General features: G+C 63.3%; 17 protein-coding genes. 14 read left to right on the top strand and 3 right to left on the bottom strand.

The genetic code is table 11. The annotated features are described in order from the left end of the window. Window positions 1-6 precede the first annotated feature (6 nt). From FHR27_RS09250 to rpsA, 3 genes are all read left to right on the top strand, one after another. Window positions 7-2,217 (top strand): bifunctional prephenate dehydrogenase/3-phosphoshikimate 1-carboxyvinyltransferase, encoded by a 2,211-nt coding sequence (locus FHR27_RS09250; RefSeq protein ID WP_179540073.1) that lies wholly within the window; start codon window positions 7-9, stop codon window positions 2,215-2,217. Further along, complete coding sequence (cmk, locus tag FHR27_RS09245) at window positions 2,214-2,903, top strand: (d)CMP kinase (RefSeq protein ID WP_042554068.1); 690 nt, start codon at window positions 2,214-2,216, stop codon at window positions 2,901-2,903. The genes FHR27_RS09250 and cmk overlap by 4 nt, the downstream gene beginning before the upstream one ends. Before the next feature lie 139 nt (window positions 2,904-3,042). Next, a complete protein-coding gene (gene rpsA / locus FHR27_RS09240) occupies window positions 3,043-4,722 on the top strand; it encodes a 30S ribosomal protein S1 (protein WP_042554069.1) in 1,680 nt (559 codons plus the stop codon). A 179-nt stretch (window positions 4,723-4,901) separates the two neighbouring features. Here the strand turns inward: rpsA and FHR27_RS09235 are convergent, their stop codons facing one another. Then, window positions 4,902-5,777, bottom strand: a complete 876-nt coding sequence (locus tag FHR27_RS09235; RefSeq protein WP_179538423.1) for a LysR family transcriptional regulator — start codon at window positions 5,775-5,777, stop codon at window positions 4,902-4,904. 230 nt (window positions 5,778-6,007) lie between these two features. On the opposite strand from FHR27_RS09235, the gene FHR27_RS09230 reads away from it, so the two are divergent. From FHR27_RS09230 to pcaC, 10 genes are all read left to right on the top strand, one after another. After that, a complete protein-coding gene (locus FHR27_RS09230; RefSeq protein ID WP_179538422.1) occupies window positions 6,008-7,129 on the top strand; it encodes a muconate cycloisomerase family protein in 1,122 nt (373 codons plus the stop codon). A 22-nt stretch (window positions 7,130-7,151) separates the two neighbouring features. Continuing rightward, on the top strand, window positions 7,152-7,442 hold the full coding sequence (gene catC, locus FHR27_RS09225; RefSeq protein WP_179538421.1) for a muconolactone Delta-isomerase: 291 nt from the start codon (window positions 7,152-7,154) through the stop codon (window positions 7,440-7,442). A gap of 48 nt (window positions 7,443-7,490) precedes the next feature. Next, window positions 7,491-8,420 (top strand): catechol 1,2-dioxygenase, encoded by a 930-nt coding sequence (gene catA, locus FHR27_RS09220; protein WP_042554073.1) that lies wholly within the window; start codon window positions 7,491-7,493, stop codon window positions 8,418-8,420. A gap of 297 nt (window positions 8,421-8,717) precedes the next feature. Further along, window positions 8,718-9,569: a CoA transferase subunit A gene (locus FHR27_RS09215; protein WP_042554074.1), complete on the top strand. Its 852-nt coding sequence runs from the start codon at window positions 8,718-8,720 to the stop codon at window positions 9,567-9,569. Next, window positions 9,569-10,351: a CoA-transferase subunit beta gene (locus FHR27_RS09210; protein WP_042554075.1), complete on the top strand. Its 783-nt coding sequence runs from the start codon at window positions 9,569-9,571 to the stop codon at window positions 10,349-10,351. Before FHR27_RS09215 ends, FHR27_RS09210 begins: the two co-directional genes overlap by 1 nt. Further along, complete coding sequence (gene pcaF, locus FHR27_RS09205; RefSeq protein WP_179538420.1) at window positions 10,348-11,553, top strand: 3-oxoadipyl-CoA thiolase; 1,206 nt, start codon at window positions 10,348-10,350, stop codon at window positions 11,551-11,553. The genes FHR27_RS09210 and pcaF overlap by 4 nt, the downstream gene beginning before the upstream one ends. A 306-nt stretch (window positions 11,554-11,859) precedes the next feature. Beyond that, window positions 11,860-13,173, top strand: a complete 1,314-nt coding sequence (locus FHR27_RS09200) for an MFS family transporter (RefSeq protein WP_042554193.1) — start codon at window positions 11,860-11,862, stop codon at window positions 13,171-13,173. 18 nt (window positions 13,174-13,191) lie between these two features. Continuing rightward, a complete protein-coding gene (locus FHR27_RS09195; RefSeq protein WP_042554077.1) occupies window positions 13,192-14,556 on the top strand; it encodes a 3-carboxy-cis,cis-muconate cycloisomerase in 1,365 nt (454 codons plus the stop codon). 18 nt (window positions 14,557-14,574) lie between these two features. Then, entirely contained in the window at window positions 14,575-15,366 is a 792-nt protein-coding gene (gene pcaD, locus FHR27_RS09190; protein ID WP_179538419.1) for a 3-oxoadipate enol-lactonase, read from the top strand. Between the two features lie 34 nt (window positions 15,367-15,400). Beyond that, on the top strand, window positions 15,401-15,799 hold the full coding sequence (pcaC, locus tag FHR27_RS09185) for a 4-carboxymuconolactone decarboxylase (RefSeq protein WP_042554079.1): 399 nt from the start codon (window positions 15,401-15,403) through the stop codon (window positions 15,797-15,799). A gap of 114 nt (window positions 15,800-15,913) precedes the next feature. Here pcaC and FHR27_RS09180 read toward each other — a convergent pair whose 3' ends face one another. Together FHR27_RS09180 and FHR27_RS09175 are read right to left on the bottom strand one after the other, a co-directional pair. After that, window positions 15,914-16,747 (bottom strand): aldo/keto reductase, encoded by an 834-nt coding sequence (locus FHR27_RS09180; protein WP_179538418.1) that lies wholly within the window; start codon window positions 16,745-16,747, stop codon window positions 15,914-15,916. 27 nt (window positions 16,748-16,774) lie between these two features. Next, entirely contained in the window at window positions 16,775-18,496 is a 1,722-nt protein-coding gene (locus FHR27_RS09175) for an FAD-dependent oxidoreductase (protein ID WP_179538417.1), read from the bottom strand. A gap of 160 nt (window positions 18,497-18,656) precedes the next feature. On the opposite strand from FHR27_RS09175, the gene FHR27_RS09170 reads away from it, so the two are divergent. Beyond that, window positions 18,657-20,423: an ABC transporter transmembrane domain-containing protein gene (locus FHR27_RS09170; RefSeq protein WP_179538416.1), complete on the top strand. Its 1,767-nt coding sequence runs from the start codon at window positions 18,657-18,659 to the stop codon at window positions 20,421-20,423. The last annotated feature ends 122 nt before the right edge of the window (window positions 20,424-20,545 follow it).

Below are 20,545 nucleotides of genomic sequence, written 5' to 3'. Positions count from 1 at the left end.
AAGCCTTTGGTCCAGCGCCTGGTCGTGGTTGGCCTCGGGCTGATCGGCGGCTCTTTCGCCAAGGGCCTGCGTGCCCGTGGCGTGTGTCGCGAGGTCGTTGGCGTCGATCTGGATCCGCAGGCGCGCCGCATGGCCGTCGAGCTGGGGGTGGTGGACCGCTGCGAGGAGCAGCTGGCTGCCGCCTGTCAGGGCGCGGATGTGATCATGCTGGCGGTCCCTATCCTGGCCATGGAGTGTTTGCTCGGCGAGTTGGCCAGGCTGGATCTGGGCGATGCCGTGCTCACTGATGCGGGTAGCGCCAAAGGCAACGTGGTGCGCGCTGCGGATGCGGTCTTCGGTGGCGTGCCGGCGCGCTTCGTGCCGGGCCACCCGATTGCCGGCTCCGAGCAGAGCGGGGTGGAGGCGGCCAATGGCGAGCTGTTCAAGCGCCACAAGGTGATCCTCACGCCGCTGCCGCAGACTGATGCGATTGCGCTGCAGCGCGTCGATCAACTGTGGCGCGAGCTGGGCGCCGACGTCGAGCACATGCAGGTCGAGCACCACGATCAGGTGCTCGCTGCCACAAGTCATTTGCCACATCTGCTGGCCTTTGGTCTGGTCGACTCGCTGGCCAAACGCAACGAGAATCTGGAAATTTTCCGCTATGCCGCCGGCGGCTTCCGCGATTTCACGAGAATCGCCGGCAGTGATCCGGTCATGTGGCACGACATCTTCCTCGCCAACCGCGAGGCGGTGCTGCGTACTCTGGATGTATTTCGCGACGACCTAGACGCCTTGCGCGATGCGGTCGACGCAGGGGACGGGCATCACCTGCTGGGCGTATTCACTCGCGCCCGCGTGGCCCGCGAACATTTCAGCAAAATACTGGCCCGTCGGGCCTATGTGGACGCTATGCACTCGAACGATCTGGTTTTCCTGGCTAATCCTGGTGGCAATGTCCGTGGGCGTATCCGCGTTCCAGGCGACAAGTCCATCTCCCACCGCTCGATCATGCTCGGCTCCCTGGCCGAAGGCACTACCGAGGTCGAAGGTTTTCTCGAGGGCGAAGACGCCCTGGCGACCCTGCAGGCGTTCCGCGACATGGGCGTGGTCATCGAAGGGCCGCACCATGGCCGCGTGACCGTGCATGGCGTTGGCCTGCACGGCCTGAAGCCGCCACCCGGTCCTCTCTACGTAGGCAATTCCGGCACTTCCATGCGCCTGTTGTCCGGCTTGCTGGCTGGCCAGCCCTTCGATGTGACCATGACCGGTGATGCATCGCTGTCCAAGCGCCCGATGAACCGCGTGGCCAATCCGCTGCGCGAAATGGGGGCCGTGGTCGAGACCGGCCCGGACGGTCGCCCACCGCTGACCATCCGTGGTGGCCAGAAGCTCAAGGCACTGACCTATACCTTGCCGATGGCCAGCGCCCAGGTTAAGTCGTGCCTGCTGCTGGCGGGTCTGTACGCCGAAGGTGTGACCACGGTTACCGAGCCGGCGCCGACCCGTGACCACACCGAGCGCATGCTGCGCGGCTTCGGTTATGCCGTCGAGTCCAACGGGCCGGTGGCTTCCCTGCAGGCCGGTGGCAAGTTGACGGCTACCCGCATCGAAGTGCCGGCGGACATTTCCTCGGCAGCGTTCTTTCTGGTGGCGGCTTCCATCGCCGAAGGCTCTGACCTGCTGCTCGAGCATGTCGGCATCAACCCGACGCGTATCGGCGTGATCGAGATTCTGCGCCTGATGGGCGGTGACATCACCCTGGAGAACCCGCGTGAAGTCGGGGGCGAGCCTGTGGCTGACCTGCGCGTGCGCGGCGCCAAGCTCAAGGGGATCGAAATTCCCGAAGCGCTGGTGCCCCTGGCCATCGACGAGTTCCCGGTACTGTTCATCGCTGCGGTCTGCGCCGAAGGTCGCACCGTACTGCGTGGCGCCGAAGAGCTGCGCGTGAAGGAGTCCGACCGTATCCAGGTGATGGCCGACGGCCTGACCAGTCTGGGTGTGAAGGTCGAGCCGACCGAAGATGGCATCATCATCGACGGTGGCCAGGCCATTGGCGGTGGCGAAGTGCACAGCCACGGCGACCACCGCATCGCCATGGCCTTCAGCGTCGCCTCGCTGCGTGCGACGGCGCCAATCCGCATCCATGACTGCGCCAACGTCGCCACCTCGTTTCCCAACTTCCTGGCTCTGGCCGAGCAGGTTGGCATTCGTGTGGCCGTGGAGGGGCAGCAATGAGCGTCAACGCGCCGGTCATTACCATCGACGGGCCGAGTGGCTCGGGCAAGGGCACGGTTGCCGGTCTGCTGGCCAGGCAGCTGGGCTGGAACCTGCTGGATTCCGGCGCGCTGTATCGTCTGCTGGCATTCTCCGCACGCAATCATGGCGTCGACCTGACCAACGAAGAGTCGCTGAAGCTGCTGGCCGCGCACCTCGACGTGCAGTTCCTCGCTGCCGGTGACGGCAAGCCACAGCGCATCATCCTCGAAGGCGAGGAGGTGACCGACGCCATCCGTAACGAGCAGATCGGTGCCGGTGCTTCTCAGGTCGCGGCACTGCCAGCGGTGCGTGATGCGCTGCTGCAGCGCCAACGCGCCTTCAACGAGGCGCCGGGCCTGGTGGCCGATGGTCGTGACATGGGCACCGTGGTGTTTCCAGAGGCCCCACTGAAGGTTTTCCTGACCGCCAGCGCCGAGGAACGTGCCAATCGACGTTACCTGCAGTTGAAGGCGAAGGGCGATGATGTTAATCTCGCGAGTCTTCTTGATGAGATTCGGGCACGCGATGAGCGTGATACCCAGCGTGCGGTGGCTCCGCTCAAGCCGGCAGCCGACGCGATCCAGCTGGATTCCACCGAATTGTCCATCGAGCAGGTGCTGGAAAGAATTCTGAGCGAAGTCGCCAATCGCGACCTCGCCGGTTGAAAAGAGCCATTTTCGGCTCGCAGGGGAGGCATACGGGGATACCAGTCCTAGTCCCGTAGGCCTTCTTTTATATGAATAAACCCGCATTGTCTGGAATGCGGAGCAGGGCGAATCCCCGCCCGATCCAACAGGAATCAACATGAGCGAAAGCTTTGCAGAACTTTTTGAAGAAAGCCTGAAAACCCTGGACATGCAGCCGGGTGCCATCATCACTGGCATCGTGGTCGACATCGACGGCGACTGGGTTACCGTTCACGCTGGCCTGAAGTCCGAGGGCGTCATCCCTCTGGAGCAGTTCTTCAACGAACAAGGCGAGCTGACCATCAAGGTCGGTGACGAAGTCCACGTTGCGCTGGACGCGGTTGAAGATGGCTTTGGTGAAACCAAGCTGTCCCGCGAAAAAGCCAAGCGCGCCGAGTGCTGGATCGTCCTGGAAGCAGCTTTCGCCGCTGAGGAAGTGGTCAAGGGCGTTATCAACGGTAAGGTTAAAGGCGGCTTCACTGTCGACGTTAACGGCATCCGTGCGTTCCTGCCAGGTTCCTTGGTCGATGTCCGTCCGGTGCGTGATACCACTCACCTGGAAGGCAAAGAGCTCGAATTCAAGGTCATCAAGCTCGACCAGAAGCGCAACAACGTTGTCGTTTCCCGTCGTAGCGTCCTGGAAGCCGAAAACTCCGCAGAGCGCGAAGCCCTGCTGGAATCGCTGCAGGAAGGCCAGCAGGTCAAAGGTATCGTCAAGAACCTCACCGACTACGGCGCATTCGTGGATCTGGGTGGCGTCGATGGCCTGCTGCACATCACCGACATGGCCTGGAAGCGTATCAAGCACCCGTCCGAGATCGTCAACGTTGGCGACGAGATCGACGTCAAGGTTCTGAAGTACGATCGCGAGCGTAACCGTGTTTCCCTGGGCCTGAAGCAACTGGGCGAAGACCCATGGGTTGCTATCAAGGCGCGTTACCCGGAAAGCACCCGCGTTGTTGCGCGCGTGACCAACCTGACCGACTACGGCTGCTTCGCAGAGCTGGAAGAAGGCGTGGAAGGCCTGGTACACGTTTCCGAAATGGACTGGACCAACAAGAACATCCACCCGTCGAAAGTCGTTCAGGTTGGCGACGAAGTGGAAGTCATGGTTCTGGACATCGACGAAGAGCGTCGTCGTATCTCCCTGGGTATCAAGCAGTGCAAAACCAACCCATGGGAAGATTTCTCCGGTCAGTTCAACAAGGGTGACAAGATCTCCGGCACCATCAAGTCGATCACCGATTTCGGTATCTTCATTGGTCTGGACGGCGGCATCGACGGTCTGGTTCACCTGTCCGACATCTCCTGGAACGAAGTCGGCGAAGAAGCCGTACGTCGCTTCAAGAAGGGCGACGAACTGGAAACCGTCATCCTGTCGGTCGACCCAGAGCGTGAGCGCATCTCCCTGGGCATCAAGCAACTGGAAGAAGATCCGTTCTCCGACTACGTTGCAGTCAACGACAAAGGCACTATCGTTCGCGGTACTGTGAAAGAAGTTGACGCCAAGGGCGCGATCATCACCCTGGCCGACGGCATCGAAGCCACTCTGAAAGCCTCCGAAATCAGCCGTGACCGCGTTGAAGATGCGCGCAACGTTCTGAAAGAAGGCGAAGAAGTCGAGGCCAAGATCATCAGCGTGGATCGCAAGAGCCGCGTGATCAGCCTGTCCGTCAAGTCGAAAGACGTTGAAGACGAAAAAGAAGCAATCAAGGAAATGCGTAAGCAGGAAGTTGAAACTTCCGGTCCGACCACCATCGGTGATCTGATCCGCGCGCAAATGGAAAACCAGAACTAAGTTCTGGTAATCCAGAAAAAGGGCGACTTCGGTCGCCCTTTTTTGTGGGCGTCGTTCAGGTATTCAGCTTCGAATCGAGTTTCAGCCGCAGGCGGGCGATCACCTCGGCTAAATCGCACAGGGTCCGAAAGCCTGGTCCTCCAAGGTGATTCCGCCCCGGCGGCCGTATCGCAGGGTGGTCACTCCGGATCGAGATGCTTGACCAGATTCAGGCAGCGCTTGAGCAGCGGTGAATCGTCATCCTTGCGGTAACTGATGACGATCGGCGAGGTGGCGCTGACGTCGAGCAGGGGCGTGTAGCCAATATCGTCGCGGTGCAGGCGCTGTACCGAAGCCGGCACCAAAGTGATGCCGATGCCAGCGGCCACCAGGCCAATGGCGGTCTGCAGCTCGTTGGTCATCTGTGCTACGCGAATCTTCAAGCCATTGCGCGCGAACAGCCCGAGCACATGGTCGGCATAGCTGGGCCTTGGCGTGCCTGGATAGAGCACGAACGGTTCCCGTGCCAGGTCTTCCAACGATGCGGGGGCGGCGAGCAGATGATGGCCAGCGGGCAGGGCGGCGACCAGTGGATCTTCACGAATGACCTCCTGCACGATGGCCGGGTCCTCGATATGGATGCGCCCGAAACCGATATCGATGCGGCCGCGTTTGAGGGCTTCCACCTGCTGCAGGGTGATCAGTTCGGACAACCCCAGCTCGATGGCGGCCTCGCTGCGCAGCTGACGGATCAGCTCCGGAAGTGCGCCATACAGTGTGGAAGGAGTGAAGCCGATTCCCAGCCAGCGTCTTTGCCCTTCGGCGATCCGCCGCGTGTCTTCGCTGACGCGGCCAAGCTGCTCAAGCAGCTGCACGGAATGCTCATAGAAGAACCGACCAGCCTCGGTCAGGCGCAACGGCCTGCCGCGCTCGATCAGGGCCACGCCCAACTCATCTTCCAATTGCTGGATTTGCCGGCTCAGCGGCGGCTGGGCGATATGCAGGCGTTCTGCTGCGCGCGTGAAATTAAGGGTTTCCGCGAGCACGCGGAAGTAACGCAGGTGGCGCAGCTCCATGATACCTCCAGGGTATGAAACCAGACCGATTCAATATTGGACTGGCTTATTTGCTGAGGTCAATCTGTGCCGGAACAAAAATAAAACCTGAAGGATATGCTCGTGATGACTCGCATCCTTTGCTCCTCCACCGCGTTCTTGCGTCTGGCTGGCCTTCTGAGCGAGGCGCCGCAGCGCTGCGTCTCGCAGCCTTTTGCCAGTCGTTCTGACCTGCACACGGATCACTTCCAATGAGCGTTCCCCTGATCGAAAGCCTCGAGACCCTGATCGTCGATCTGCCGACCATTCGCCCGCACAAGCTGGCGATGCACACCATGCAGCGGCAGACCCTGGTGATCCTGCGCCTGCGCTGCAGTGACGGTATCGAAGGTGTCGGTGAAGCCACCACCATTGGTGGCCTGGCCTATGCCGGGGAAAGCCCGGAAAGCATCAAGACCAACATCGATACCTACTTCGCACCGCTGCTGATCGGCCAGCCGGCCGGCAACATCAACGCCGCGATGCTGCGCATCGACCGCAACGTGCGCGCCAACACCTTCGCCCGCTCGGCAGTGGAAACCGCCTTGCTCGACGCCCAGGGCAAGCGCCTTGGCTTGCCGGTTGCCGAGCTGCTCGGTGGCCGTGTGCGTGACGGTCTGGAAGTCGCATGGACGCTGGCCAGTGGCAATACCGCCACAGACATTGAAGAGGCCGAGCGCATGCTCGACCTGCGTCGCCACCGGATTTTCAAGCTGAAGATCGGCAGCCGCGATGCGTCGCTGGATATCGCCCACGTAGCGGCCATCAAGCGCGCATTGGGCGACCGTGCCAGCGTTCGGGTAGACGTCAACCAGGCGTGGAGCGAAGCGGTGGCCATGCGCGCCTGCCAGGCGCTCGGCGATGCCGGCGTCGATCTGATCGAGCAGCCGATTCCTCGCCAGGACGTGCAGGCCCAGGCGCGCGTCAGCGCCCGCAGCCCAGCGCCGATCATGGCCGACGAAGCCATCGAGAGCGTGGAAGACAGTTTCAACCTGGCCCGTGCCGGCGCCGCACCGGTGTTCGCCCTGAAGATCGCCAAGAATGGTGGCCCGCGCGCCGTGCTGCGCAGCGCCCATATCGCCGAAGCCGCGGGTATCGCTCTGTACGGCGGCACCATGCTCGAAGGCAGTGTCGGCACCCTGGCCTCGGCCCATGCCTTCGCCACCCTCAGCAAGCTGGAGTGGCACACCGAGCTGTTCGGGCCGCTGCTGCTGACCGAGGACATCCTCGTCGAGGTGCCGGTGTACCGCGATTTCGAACTGAAGATTCCGACCACGCCCGGCCTTGGTGTGACGCTCGATGAAGAGCGTCTGCAGCACTTCCGCCGTCGTTGATGCTTACCGAAAGGACGTTGCCATGCTGTTCCATGTGCGCATGACCGTAAAACTGCCCACCGATATGCCGGCCGAACAGGTCACCCGCCTGAAGGCCGATGAAAAAGAGCTGGCTCAGCGTCTGCAGGGCGAGGGCACCTGGCGCCATCTATGGCGAATTGCCGGGCTGTACGCCAACGTCAGCGTGTTCGACGTGGCCGACGCCCAGGCTCTGCATGACACTCTGATGCAACTGCCGCTCTACCCCTGCATGGAGATCGAGGTCATGGCGCTGTGTCGTCACCCGTCCTCGATCCATGATGACGATCGCTGATTCGCCAGCATAATCCGTTCAAGAAAAAAACAAGATGAGGAAAAGACCATGACCGTACGTATCGCCCAGACCGTGGATGTGCAGAAGTTCTTCGAAGAGGCCAGTGGTTTCAGCAATGACCAGGGCAGCGCGCGCATGAAGACGGTGATTCACCGCCTGCTCAACGACACCGCGAAGCTCATCGAGGATCTTCAGATCACCCCGGAAGAATTCTGGAAAGCGGTGCACTACCTCAACGAACTCGGCAGCCGCCAGGAGGCTGGTTTGGTTGTCGCCGGTCTGGGTATCGAGCATTACCTCGACATGCTGATGGACGCCGAGGACGAAGAGGCCGGTCGCACGGGCGGTACCCCACGCACCATCGAGGGGCCGTTGTATGTCGCCGGAGCGCCGCTGAGCAAGGGCGAAGCCCGTCTGGACGATGGTCAGGATGCCGGTACACCGCTGTTCATGCAGGGCCGTGTGTTCGATACCGACGGCAAGCCATTGGCCGGTGCCATCGTCGACGTCTGGCACGCCAACACGGGCGGCACCTATTCCTACTTCGATCCCGCGCAGTCGGAGTTCAACCTGCGTCGCCGCATCGAGACCGATGCCGAGGGCCGCTATCGCTTTCGCAGCATCGTGCCGTCCGGCTACGGCTGCCCGCCCGATGGCCCGACCCAGCAACTGCTCGACCAGCTCGGCCGCCATGGCCAGCGTCCGGCCCACGTGCATTTCTTCATCTCGGCACCCGGCCATCGGCATTTGACTACCCAGATCAATCTGGATGGCGACAAGTACCTGCACGATGACTTCGCCTACGCCACCCGCGATGAGCTGATTGCGAAGATCGATTTCTTCGAGGATGCGGCGCGTGCCAGTGCCCACGGGGTGGCAGGACGCTTCGCCGAAATCGAATTCGATTTCACCTTGCAATCCACCGCTGAGCCCAAGGCCCAGCAACGCCACGAGCGGGTGAGGGCGCTGGAGGCCTGAGGGCTGCTCTGTCAGGCCCGGTTCTGAACCTGGCAAGCCTGGATTACCCCCTGCACAGGGGGTAATTGTGTTTGGCATGTAGGCCCGAAGCTGAGGGCTGTGTGGATACGCCGTGCAGGCCCATGGATGATGCGGCTGGCGGGTGTCGGGCGGGAAGGGAGAGCGGTTCAAGCATTGTTCGATTATCGAACAAATAATCGATTATCGGATTGTTAGCTCGCTATGGGCTGGGTACCTTGTACTCACACGGCGCAATAGCCGCCCCACGGTTTCCAGAGCAATAAGACGAGAACGACCATGGCTGAAATTCTCTCCCTGCGCGAGGCGGTTGAGCGCTTCGTTCACGACGGTGACACCATCGCCCTCGAAGGCTTCACCCATCTGATTCCCACTGCGGCTTCCCATGAACTGATCCGTCAGGGCAAGAAAGACCTGACGCTGGTGCGCATGACACCGGATCTGGTCTATGACCTGCTGATCGGTGCGGGTTGCGCCAAGCGTCTGATTTTCTCCTGGGGTGGCAACCCCGGTGTCGGCTCCCTGCACCGTCTGCGCGACGCGGTCGAGAAGCACTGGCCGCACAAGCTGGAAATCAGCGAGCACAGCCACGCGGCGATGGCCAACGCCTACGTCGCTGGCGCATCCAATCTGCCGTTCGCCGTGCTGCGCGGCTATCAGGGCTCGGACCTGGTCAAGGTCAACCCGGAAATCAAGTTCATCGAATGCCCGTACACCGGCGAGAGCCTGGCTACCGTACCGAGCGTGCGTCCTGACGTCACCGTCATCCACGCGCAGAAGGCCGACCGCAAGGGCAACGTGCTGATTCAGGGCATTCTCGGTGTGCAGAAGGAGGCCGCTCTGGCTGCCAAGCGTTGCATCGTCACCGTCGAGGAAATCGTCGACGACCTGCAAGCACCGATGAACGCCTGCGTACTGCCGACCTGGGCACTGACTGCCGTCTGTGTGGTGCCGGGCGGTGCTCATCCATCCTATGCCCATGGCTATTACGAGCGTGACAACCGCTTCTACCAGGCCTGGGATCCCATCGCCCGCGACCGTGAAACCTTCACTGCCTGGATCGATGAATACATCCGTGGCACCGAGGATTTTGCGCAGTACCAGGCGAAGGTTAACGGGGAGGCCAAGTGATGAGCGAGTTCAACACCAATGAAATGATGACCGTGGCCGCCGCGCGCCGCCTCGGCAATGGCAGCGTCTGCTTCGTCGGCATCGGTTTGCCGTCCAAGGCGGCCAACCTGGCGCGTCTGACCCACGCCCCGGAAGTGGTACTGATCTACGAATCCGGCCCGATCGGCGCCAAGCCCACCGTGCTGCCGCTGTCCATCGGTGATGGTGAGCTGGCCGAGACGGCCGATACCGTGGTGCCGACCGGCGAGATCTTTCGCTACTGGCTGCAGGGCGGTCGTATCGATGTCGGCTTCCTCGGCGCGGCCCAGGTCGACAAGTTCGGCAATATCAACACCACGGTGATCGGTGATTACCATGCGCCGAAAGTGCGTCTGCCGGGTGCCGGTGGCGCGCCGGAAATCGCTGGCAGCGCCAAGAAGGTGCTGATCATCCTCAAGCAGGGTCATCGCACCTTCGTCGACAAGCTGGCGTTCATCACGTCGGTGGGCCATGGCGAGGGTGGCGATCACCGCAAGCGCCTCGGCCTGCCGGGCGACGGCCCGGTCGCGATCATCACCGACCTGTGCATCATGGAGCCGGAAGCGGGCAGCAACGAATTCATCGTCACCTCCCTGCATCCGGGCGTGAGCCGTGAGCAGGTGGTCGAGAACACCGGCTGGCAGATCCGTTTCGCCGACAACGTGACCACCACCGAAGCGCCGAAAGCCGAAGAACTGGCTGCGCTGCGTGATCTGGAAGCACGCACCGCCGCTGCCCATGGGCAGAAGGGGAGTGACGAATGACTCGCGATGTATTCATTTGCGATGCGGTGCGTACGCCGATCGGTCGGCTCAATGGCGGCCTGTCCGCGGTACGCGCCGACGACCTGGCAGCCATTCCGCTGAAGGCACTGATCGAACGTAATCCGCAGGTCGACTGGTCGGCGGTCGATGAAGTGTTCATGGGCTGCGCCAATCAGTCCGGCGAGGACAACCGCAACGTCGCCCGTATGGCGCTGCTGCTCGCTGGCCTGCCGGAGACCGTGCCTGGCGTGACCCTCAACCGCCTCTGCGCCTCGGGCATGGAAGCGGTGGGTGCTGCCTTCCGAGCCATCGCTTCCGGGGAAATGGAGCTGGCCATCGCTGCCGGCGTCGAATCGATGACCCGCGCGCCATACGTGATGGGCAAGGCGGACAGTGCCTTTGGCCGTGGCCAGAAGCTCGAAGACACCACCCTGGGCTGGCGTTTCGTCAATCCGGCGATGAAGGAGCGCTACGGCGTCGACCCGATGCCGGTGACCGGTGACAACGTGGCCGAAGATTACGGCGTCAGCCGTGCCGACCAGGACGCCTTCGGTCTGCGCAGCCAGCAGCGTGCCGCCGTGGCGCAGCAAAGTGGTTACTACGCCGAGGAAATCGTGCCGGTAGTGATCAAGACCAAGAAGGGTGAAAGCATCGTCGATACCGACGAACACCCTCGCGCCGACACCACCGCCGAGGCACTTGCCAAGCTCAAGCCGGTCAACGGCCCGGACAAGACGGTGACTGCAGGCAACGCCTCGGGCCTCAACGACGGGGCGTCGGCGATGATCCTGGCGTCTGCCGAAGCGGTGCAGAAATATGGCCTCGGGGCCCGCGCCAAGGTACTCGGCATGGCCAGCGGTGGCGTGGCCCCTCGGGTCATGGGTGTCGGCCCGGTACCGGCGGTACGCAAGCTGCTGAGCCGCCTGAACCTCGATATCGATGCCTTTGACGTGATCGAACTGAACGAGGCGTTCGCCGCTCAGGGGCTGGCGGTCACCCGTGATCTCGGCCTGGCGGACGACAGCCCCAAGGTCAATCCGAACGGCGGCGCCATCGCCCTCGGCCACCCCTTGGGCATGAGCGGCAACCGCCTGGTGCTGACTGCCGTACACCACCTGGAAAAGACCGGCGGCAAGCTCGGTCTGGCGACCATGTGCGTGGGCGTCGGCCAGGGGCTGGCATTGGCGATCGAGCGCGTCTAGAAACCTGCAGATCGACCATGGGGCGTTACTCATGCGCTGTTTGGTGGGCTGAAGCCCACCCTACGTTACGTCGGGTGCTTGTCTCTTGTAGGGTGGGCTTCAGCCCACCAACATCGACGACCGCCAAGAGTCCGGCGATATGCCCACAGGTCCCAGAGTTTGTTTGCTTCGGTATCGGACAGGGCTCCACGCCGCCGTGTCCGGTACCGGTGCAAGCGATCAGGCGGGGTAATAATGCTCGAATCATTTGGTTACATGTAAGTCGGAGTAGGGAACCGTCCCGTTCCTTACCAGTGAGTATCCATGATGAGTTCCGAAGCCAGCACGGTGTACGAAGCCCCGAACTACAGCCCGGAAGAGCGCCGCAAGCGCATCTTCGCCATCGTCGGCGCTTCCTCGGGCAATCTGGTCGAGTGGTTCGATTTCTACGTGTATGCCTTCTGCGCGATCTACTTCGCGCCAGCTTTCTTTCCGTCCGACGACCCCACCGTCCAGTTGCTCAATACCGCAGGTGTATTCGCTGCCGGGTTTCTGATGCGACCGATTGGCGGCTGGGTATTTGGCCGGGTTGCCGACAAGTACGGACGCAAGGTCTCGATGATGATCTCCGTGCTGATGATGTGCCTGGGGTCGCTGGCCATCGCCTTCATGCCGACCTATGACAGCATCGGCGCCCTGGCACCGCTGCTGCTATTGCTGGCGCGCCTGTTCCAGGGGCTGTCGGTGGGCGGCGAGTACGGCACTACGGCGACCTACATGAGCGAAGTGGCGCTCAAGGGGCAGCGCGGGTTCTTCGCGTCGTTCCAGTACGTCACGCTGATTGGCGGGCAATTGCTGGCCGTGCTGGTGGTCGTGATCCTGCAGCAACTGCTCACCGAAGATGAGCTGCGTGCCTGGGGTTGGCGCATCCCGTTCGTGATCGGTGCCCTGGCTGCCGTGGTGGCCTTCTACCTGCGCCGTTCGCTGGACGAGACCGCCAAGAAGGACCAGATCGGCAACAAGGAGTCGGGCAGCATCGCCTACCTGTTCAAGCACCACAAAGCGGCGTTCTTCACCGTGCTTGGCTATACCGCCGGTGGCTCGCTGATCTTCTATACCTTCACCACCTACATGCAGAAGTACCTGGTCAATTCGGCAGGCATGAGCGCCAAGACCGCCAGCGGCATCATGACCGCTGCGCTGTTTCTGTTCATGATCATGCAGCCGCTGTTCGGCGCCTTGTCCGATCGCATCGGTCGACGCACCTCTATGCTCTGGTTCGGTGCCCTGGGGGCGATCTTCACCTGGCCGATCCTGGCGCTGCTGCAGACCGTGCACAATCCGGTGGTGGCCTTCCTGCTGATCATTGTGGCCCTGGCCATCGTCAGCCTGTATACCTCGATAAGCGGCCTGGTGAAGGCCGAGATGTTCCCGCCGGAAGTCCGCGCCCTGGGCGTCGGCCTGGCTTACGCGGTAGCCAATGCGCTATTCGGCGGGTCTGCCGAATACGTGGCCCTGGGCCTGAAGTCCATTGGCCTGGAGCAAACCTTCTACTGGTACGTGTCGGGCATGATGGTGCTGGCCTTTCTGGTCAGCTTGCGTCTGCCGCGCCAGGCCAGTTACCTACACCATGATCATTGACCACGGAGTTTCAGCAGTATGAGTTCAAGGCCCTGCAGCCAGTTGTTCGATGCCTACTTCACCAGTGCGCCGATGCGTGAGGTGTTCAGCGACCATGGCCGCGTGCAGGGCATGCTCGACTTCGAGGCGGCGCTGGCCAGGGCCGAGGCTGCGGTCGGCGTGATTCCCGCGGCAGTGGTCGCCGATATCGAGGCTGCCTGCCGGGCCGAACTCTATGATTTCGATGCCCTGGCCATCGCCATCGGCAGCGCCGGCAACTCGGCGATTCCGCTGGTCAAGGCGCTGGGCAAACGCATCGCCGCGCAGAGTGAAGAGGCCGAGCGCTACGTGCACCTGGGCGCCACCAGCCAGGACGCCATGGACAGCGGCTTGGTGCTGCAACTGCGCGCCGCCATCGTGCTGCTGGAAAACGACCTCGATGCCCTGAGCCGACTGCTGGCCGAACAGGCCGAGCGCCATGCGGCCACGCCCATGGCCGGGCGCACCTGGCTGCAGCACGCCACGCCGGTAACCTTGGGTATGAAGATCGCTGGGTGGCTGGGGGCGGTCGACCGCCATCGCCAGCGTCTCGCAGAGATCAAACCGCGCCTGCTGTGCCTGCAGTTCGGTGGGGCGTCCGGCAGCCTGGCGGCGCTGGGCGACAAGGCCTGGCCGGTGGCCGAAGCGTTGGCGGCTGAGCTGGATCTGCAACTGCCTGAACAGCCCTGGCACACCCAGCGCGATCGTCTGGTCGAGTTCGCCAGCCTGCTTGGCATGATCGCCGGCAGCCTGGGCAAGCTGGGCCGCGACCTCAGCCTGCTGATGCAGACCGAGGCCGGCGAGTTGTTCGAGCCCTCTGCGCCAGGCAAGGGCGGTTCCTCGACCATGCCGCACAAGCGTAACCCGGTCAGCGCTGCGGTGCTGATCGGCGCCGCGACCCGCGCGCCCGGCCTGGTTGCCACCATGTTCGCGGCCATGCCTCAGGAGCACGAGCGCAGCCTCGGCCTGTGGCATGCCGAATGGGAGACCCTGCCGGAGCTCTGCTGCCTGGTGTCCGGTGCCTTGCAGCAAGCGCTGCTGGTGGTGCCAGGGCTCGAGGTGGATGCCGGGCGCATGGCCCGCAACCTCGACCTGACCCGTGGCCTGGTGCTGGCCGAGGCGGTGAGCATCGCCCTGGCGCAACGCATCGGTCGTGACGCGGCTCACCGCCTGGTCGAGCAGTGCTGCAAACAGGCGGTGAAGGAGGGCGCTCATCTGCGTGAAGTGCTGGGCGCCAATTCCGAGGTCACTGCCCAGCTGTCCGCGGAAGAACTGGATCACCTGCTCGATCCTGCCCATTACCTGGGCCAGGCGCGCCGCTGGGTCGAGCGTGCCGTGGCGCAGAGCCGCGAACTGAATTCGTAGATCATCTAGGAGATTGTCATGCCCGTGGTATCCCTCGCCGATGGCGACCTGAACTACAAACTCGAAGGCCCGGCGGATGCGCCGGTGCTGGTGCTGTCCAATTCCCTGGGCACCAACCTGCACATGTGGGACGCGCAGATGCCGGCGTTCAGCGAGCATTTTCGTGTGCTGCGCTACGACACCCGTGGCCATGGCCAATCGCTGGTCAGCTCCGGCTTCTACAGCATCGAACAGAACGGCCGCGACGTCCTCGCGCTGCTCGACGCGCTGAACATCGACACGGTGCATTTCTGTGGCCTGTCCATGGGCGGTTTGATCGGTCAGTGGTTCGGCCTCAACGCCTGCGAGCGTCTGCAGCGCCTGGTGCTGTGCAACACCGCCGCCAAGATTGGCACCGATGAGATCTGGAGCACCCGCATCGACACCGTGCTCAAGGGGGGCGAGAAGGCCATGCGCGATTTGCGCGATGCCTCCATCGAGCGTTGGTTCACCCCGCCATTCGCTGCCAAGCACCCGGAAAAGGTCGACCCCATCGTTACCATGCTGGCGCAGACCTCGCCCCAGGGCTACGCGGCCAACTGCGCGGCGGTACGCGATGCCGATTACCGTGAGCAGATCGCTGCGATCGAGGCGCCGACCCTGATCGTCTGCGGTACCGGCGATGCGGTGACCACGCCGGAGCATGGCCGCTTCATGCAGGAACGCATCGCCGGTGCCGAGCTGGTCGAGTTCGACGCCGCGCACCTGTCCAACGTGCAGGCAGGCGAGTTGTTCACCCGGCGTGTGCTGGATTTTCTGCGCGCCAAATGACTGAGCGCTCTACCCCATGAAACCGGAGTTACCGATGGACGAGAAACAACGCTACGAAGCCGGCATGCAGGTGCGCCGCGCGGTGCTGGGCGATACCCACGTCGACCGCAGCCTGGAAAAGCTGACGCCGTTCAACGAAGAATTTCAGGAAATGATCACCCGTCATGCCTGGGGTGATATCTGGACGCGTCCGGGATTGCCGCGCCATACCCGCAGCCTGATCACCATCGCCATGCTGATCGGCATGAACCGCGAGGGTGAATTGAAGCTGCACCTCAAGGCTGCCAAGAACAATGGCGTCACCCGTGAGGAACTCAAGGAATTGATCATGCAGAGCGCGATCTATTGCGGCATTCCCGCTGCCAATGCGACCTTCCACCTCGCGGAAGAGCTGTGGGACGAAGTCGGCGTGGAGTCGCTGAACAAGGCGTAGGCAAGTTTCGTAGGGTGGAAGACGCTGTTTTCTTCCACCAGGCGATTCGAGTATCGCTCCGCTCGACCCAGGCTACGCGAAAGCCCCGCAGACGCGGGGCTTTCGCTTATCGGCTTACCACTGCGGTGCGAAGTCCGGGCTCACCAGGCGGCGATCCTTGGGCAGGCTGGCGATCAGCGCGCGGTCTTCATCGTCGAGGCGGATGTCCAGAGCGGCCAGGTTGGCCCGCTGGTTTTCCACGCCGCTGGCCTTGGGGATCGCTGCCACGTGGTCCTGAGCAAGCAGCCACTGCAGCACCACCTGACTGGGGAATACGCCGTGCTTGGCGGCAATCTGGCGGATTTCTGGCAGTTGCGCGGCTTCACCACGGGCCAATGGGCAGTAAGCGGTGAACGCCAGGTTGTGTTCGCGGGCGTAGTCGAGCATCGGTTGCTGATCGAGCAGCACGTGATATTCCACCTGAATCGCGGCGATCGGGGCTTTGAACTCCTCGATGCTCTGACGCAACAGCGGCAGCGGAAAATTGGCGACGCCGATGTTCAGCGTCGTGCCCTCGTCACGCAGTGCCGCCAGTGTCTCCAGGGCGCGGTGCAGGCCATCACCTTTCAGGCTGCCGGCGTTGCCTGGCCAGTGGATCAGGAACAGGTCGACATACTCGGTGCGCAGCGCCTGCAGGCTTTCGGTGAGCGAGGCGCGGATGGCATCGGGCTGCAGCTTGTCCCACCAGACCTTGGTGGTCAGGTGGATCTTCTCGCGCGCCACCTCGGTGGCCGCCAGCGCCTTGCCGACTGCCGCTTCGTTCTCGTAGGCCGTGGCGGTATCGATATGTCGGTAGCCGATCTCCAGGGCTTGATGCACCGCGCGGGTGCATTCGTCGTCGCGCATGGGCCAGGTGCCCAGCCCCAGTTTCGGCATGTTCAGTTGGTAACGATTGCGGATGGCCTGCATGTGAGTACTCCTGATGACAACGGGTGACTATTCGTAGGCGTCGATGCCCGCCGCGTGGCGCGCGGCGAGGTAGCCAAAGGTGAGGGCGGGCCCCAGGTTGATACCGCCGGAGGGGTAGTGGCCGCCGAACACGCTGGCCATGTCCGCGCCAGCGGCGTACAGGCCGCTGATTGGCAGGCCTTCGACATCAAGTACGCGGGCCGATGCGTCGGTCTTCAGGCCGGCGAACGTGCCGAAGCAGCCAGGCTCTACTTTGACTGCATAGAAGGGGCCCTGTTCGATCGGCGCGACGCAGGGGTTGGGCCCCGGATGCAACGGATCGCCCTGTTTCCGGTTGAACGCGGTGCTGCCGCGGCCGAACTCGGGATCGTCGCCCGCCCGCGCGTACTGATTGAAGGTCGCCACCGTGGTCGCCAGGGCAACCGGATCGATACCGCATTGCAGTGCCAGTCGTTCTACGCTGGCAGCGCGCTGCAGGTAGCCACTGCGCAGTGCCGACCACAGCGGCACGGGAGCCGGGCGGGCGAAGCCCAGGCCATAGCGACGCTGGAAGCGATGGTCGCAGATCAGCCAGGAACAGACTTCCTGTCCATCCGGCACCTGCTCGACCATGGCCGAAACGTAGTCGTAGTAACCGTGGGCCTCGTTGACGAAACGCTTGCCGTTGGCCAGTACGCCGATGATGCCCGGCTTGCCACGCTCGATGATATGCGGGAAGTGGCCGCTGCTGCCGTCGCGGCGCGGCACTCTGGAAACCGGCGCCCAGGCGACGGGCGACTTCAGCCGGGTGTCGACCTGAGCGCCTAGCGCCTCACCGAGGCGCAGCCCGTCGCCCGAGCAGGAGGTGGGTGGCAGCGCCAGGTTGTCCCGGCCGCTGGCATCGCGGGGAAACAGTTGCCGGCGACGCAGTGGATCGTTGGGGAAGCCGCCAGCGGCGAGAATCACTGCGCGGGCGCTGATGAAATGCTCGCCATCCTTGTGCCGGATCGTCACGCCGTTGACGTGACCGTCCTGCCGATGCAGGCGAACCACGGGCGCCGATTCGATCATCGTCACGCCCAGATCAGTGGCAGAGCGTACCAGCCGTGCGACCAGCGCCACACCGTTGACCAGATGCATGGCGCGGCCGTAGCGGGCCAGGTGGTAGAGGTGAGTGCTGAAGCGACGAACCACGTGCCACAGGGACTTCGGTGAGCGGGTCATGCTGAGGAAAGCCCCCAGATCAGCTCCGGCCATGATCGGCATGCCCATGAACGAGGTTTCCGCCATGGTCTTGCGCAGGCGCGGCAGCAGGTCGAGCACTTCGTGGGCATCATAGGGGGCGGCGATCACCTGATGGCCACCCGTGGCGGCCCCCGGCGTATCACCATGCATATCCGGGATGGCGTTGCCGTCGGCGAACTGCAAGGCCGTGTGTCGTTCGAAGAACGCCACCATATGCGGGCAGGCTTCGAGAAAGGCCGCGACGCGCTGGCCATCGAAGTGCTCGCCAAGTTCGTGGCGCAGGTAAGTGAGCGGCTGCTCAATGTCTTCCTCAATGCCCGCCCGGCGTGCCAGCGGGTTGCGCGGTAGCCAGGCCCAGCCACCGGACCAGGCGGTGGCGCCGCCGAGAACAGCGTCCTTCTCCACCAGCACCACCTTCTGGCCGTGCCAGGCGGCGGTCACTGCGGCAGCTAGCCCGGCGGCGCCGGAGCCGACCACCAGCAGGTCGCATTGTTGGGGGAGCGGGGTGGGAGGAACGGCGGGCATGAAGGGCTCCTGACGGCTTATGATTATTTTTGGAATCGAGTTCCATATATTAATTTCAACCGGGCGCTGTCGCCAAGAACGCTCCCCGCGCTTGATGTTTACCCCGCACGGCCCCATCTGATGGGCTAGAGCCCTTCTGCCATCAGCCTTCGAGCCTGCCATGAACCTGTTTTTGTCTTCCCGCCAGCGCGAGGCCCTGCGCATGTCGTGGGCGTTTATCGCCCCCTATCGTGGGCGCGTGGCCGGTGCGCTGCTGGCGCTGCTGTTTACCGCAGCGATTACCCTGTCCATGGGGCAGGGCATCAAACTGCTGGTGGATCAGGGCCTGGCCACGCAATCGCCGCAAGCGCTGCGCCATTCGATTCTGCTGTTCTTCGTGCTGGTGCTGGCCCTGGCGGTCGGTACCTACACCCGGTTCTATCTGGTGTCCTGGCTTGGTGAGCGGGTGGTGGCGGACATTCGCAAGCGGGTATTCGACCATCTGGTCGGGCTGCACCCGGGCTTCTACGCGCACAATCGCAGCTCGGAGATCCAGTCGCGACTGACCGCCGATACCACGCTGCTGCAATCGGTGATCGGTTCTTCCCTGTCGATGGCTTTGCGCAACCTGATCATGCTGGTTGGCGGCATGATCCTGCTGGTGGTCACCAACCCCAAGTTGAGCGCCATCGTGCTGGCTGCCTTGCCGCTGGTGGTGGCACCGATCCTGCTGTTCGGCCGCCGCGTACGGGAGCTGTCGCGGCTCAGTCAGGACCGCATCGCCGATGTCGGCAGTTACGTCAGCGAAGTGCTCGGGCAGATCAAGACGGTACAGGCTTACAACCACCAGGCCGAGGACCGTCGCCGCTTCGGCCTGTCCGCCGAGGCTGCGTTCGATACGGCGCGCAAGCGCGTCGCCCAGCGTGCCTGGCTGATTACCGTGGTGATCGTGCTGGTGCTTGGCGCCGTTGGCGTGATGCTCTGGGTCGGCGGCATGGACGTGATCGCCGGGCGCATCAGCGGCGGTGAGCTGGCTGCGTTCGTGTTCTACAGCCTGATCGTCGGCTCCTCGTTCGGCACCCTTAGCGAAGTGATCGGCGAGTTGCAGCGCGCGGCCGGCGCCGCCGAGCGCATCAGCGAATTGCTGCGCGCGCGCAACGAGATCCATGCGCCGCTCGAGGGTGCTCTGCTGCCGACCCCGCCCGTGCAGGGGCGCATCGAGGTTCAGGGGTTGTCGTTCGCCTATCCGACCCGCCCGGAAAGCCTCGCCCTGCAGGGCATCGATCTGACGGTGGTGCCCGGTGAGACCCTGGCCATCGTCGGGCCGTCCGGGGCGGGCAAGTCGACGCTGTTCGATCTGCTGCTGCGCTTCTACGACCCGCAGCAGGGGCGAATCCTCATCGATGGCCTGCCGATCGATCGGCTCGACCCGCACGCCCTTCGCGAGAACTTCGCGCTGGTCTCCCAGCACCCGGCGCTGTTCTTCGGCAGCGTGGAGGACAACATCCGCTACGGGCGCCTGGATGCCAGCAGCGCCGAAGTGGAAGCCGCTGCCCGTGCGGCCCATGCCCATGAGTTCATCGAGCGATTGCCGCGGGGTTATCAGACCCATCTGGGCGATGCCGGGCTGGGCCTTTCAGGTGGCCAGCGTCAGCGCCTGGCCATTGCCCGTGCGTTGCTCGTTGATGCGCCGATCCTGCTGCTGGACGAAGCCACCAGTGCCCTCGATGCCGAGAGCGAACACCTGATCCAGCAGGCGCTGCCCGAACTGATGCGTGGCCGCACCACCCTGGTGATCGCCCACCGCCTGGCGACGGTGAAGAGCGCGGACCGCATCGCCGTGTTCGATCAGGGACAATTGGTTGCCTTGGGCAAGCACACCGAATTGGTCGCCGGCAACCCGCTTTACGCGCGGCTGGCCGAGTTGCAGTTCGTGGAGAAAACCTGAGGCGGGTATCAGGAGCGGCGCGAGTCGGTTTACCGGCGATTGGTGGTCATACCGTAACAGTGCGCAATGACCACCACCGTTTCGCGCCGGGGGCGACGCTCCTACGGAAGTGGTGTGTTCAT

Source organism: Pseudomonas flavescens, assembly GCF_013408425.1.
Taxonomy (GTDB): domain Bacteria; phylum Pseudomonadota; class Gammaproteobacteria; order Pseudomonadales; family Pseudomonadaceae; genus Aquipseudomonas; species Aquipseudomonas fulva_A.
The sequence above is the reverse complement of the archived record's forward strand: the minus strand, read 5'-3'. Positions and strand labels throughout refer to the sequence as shown.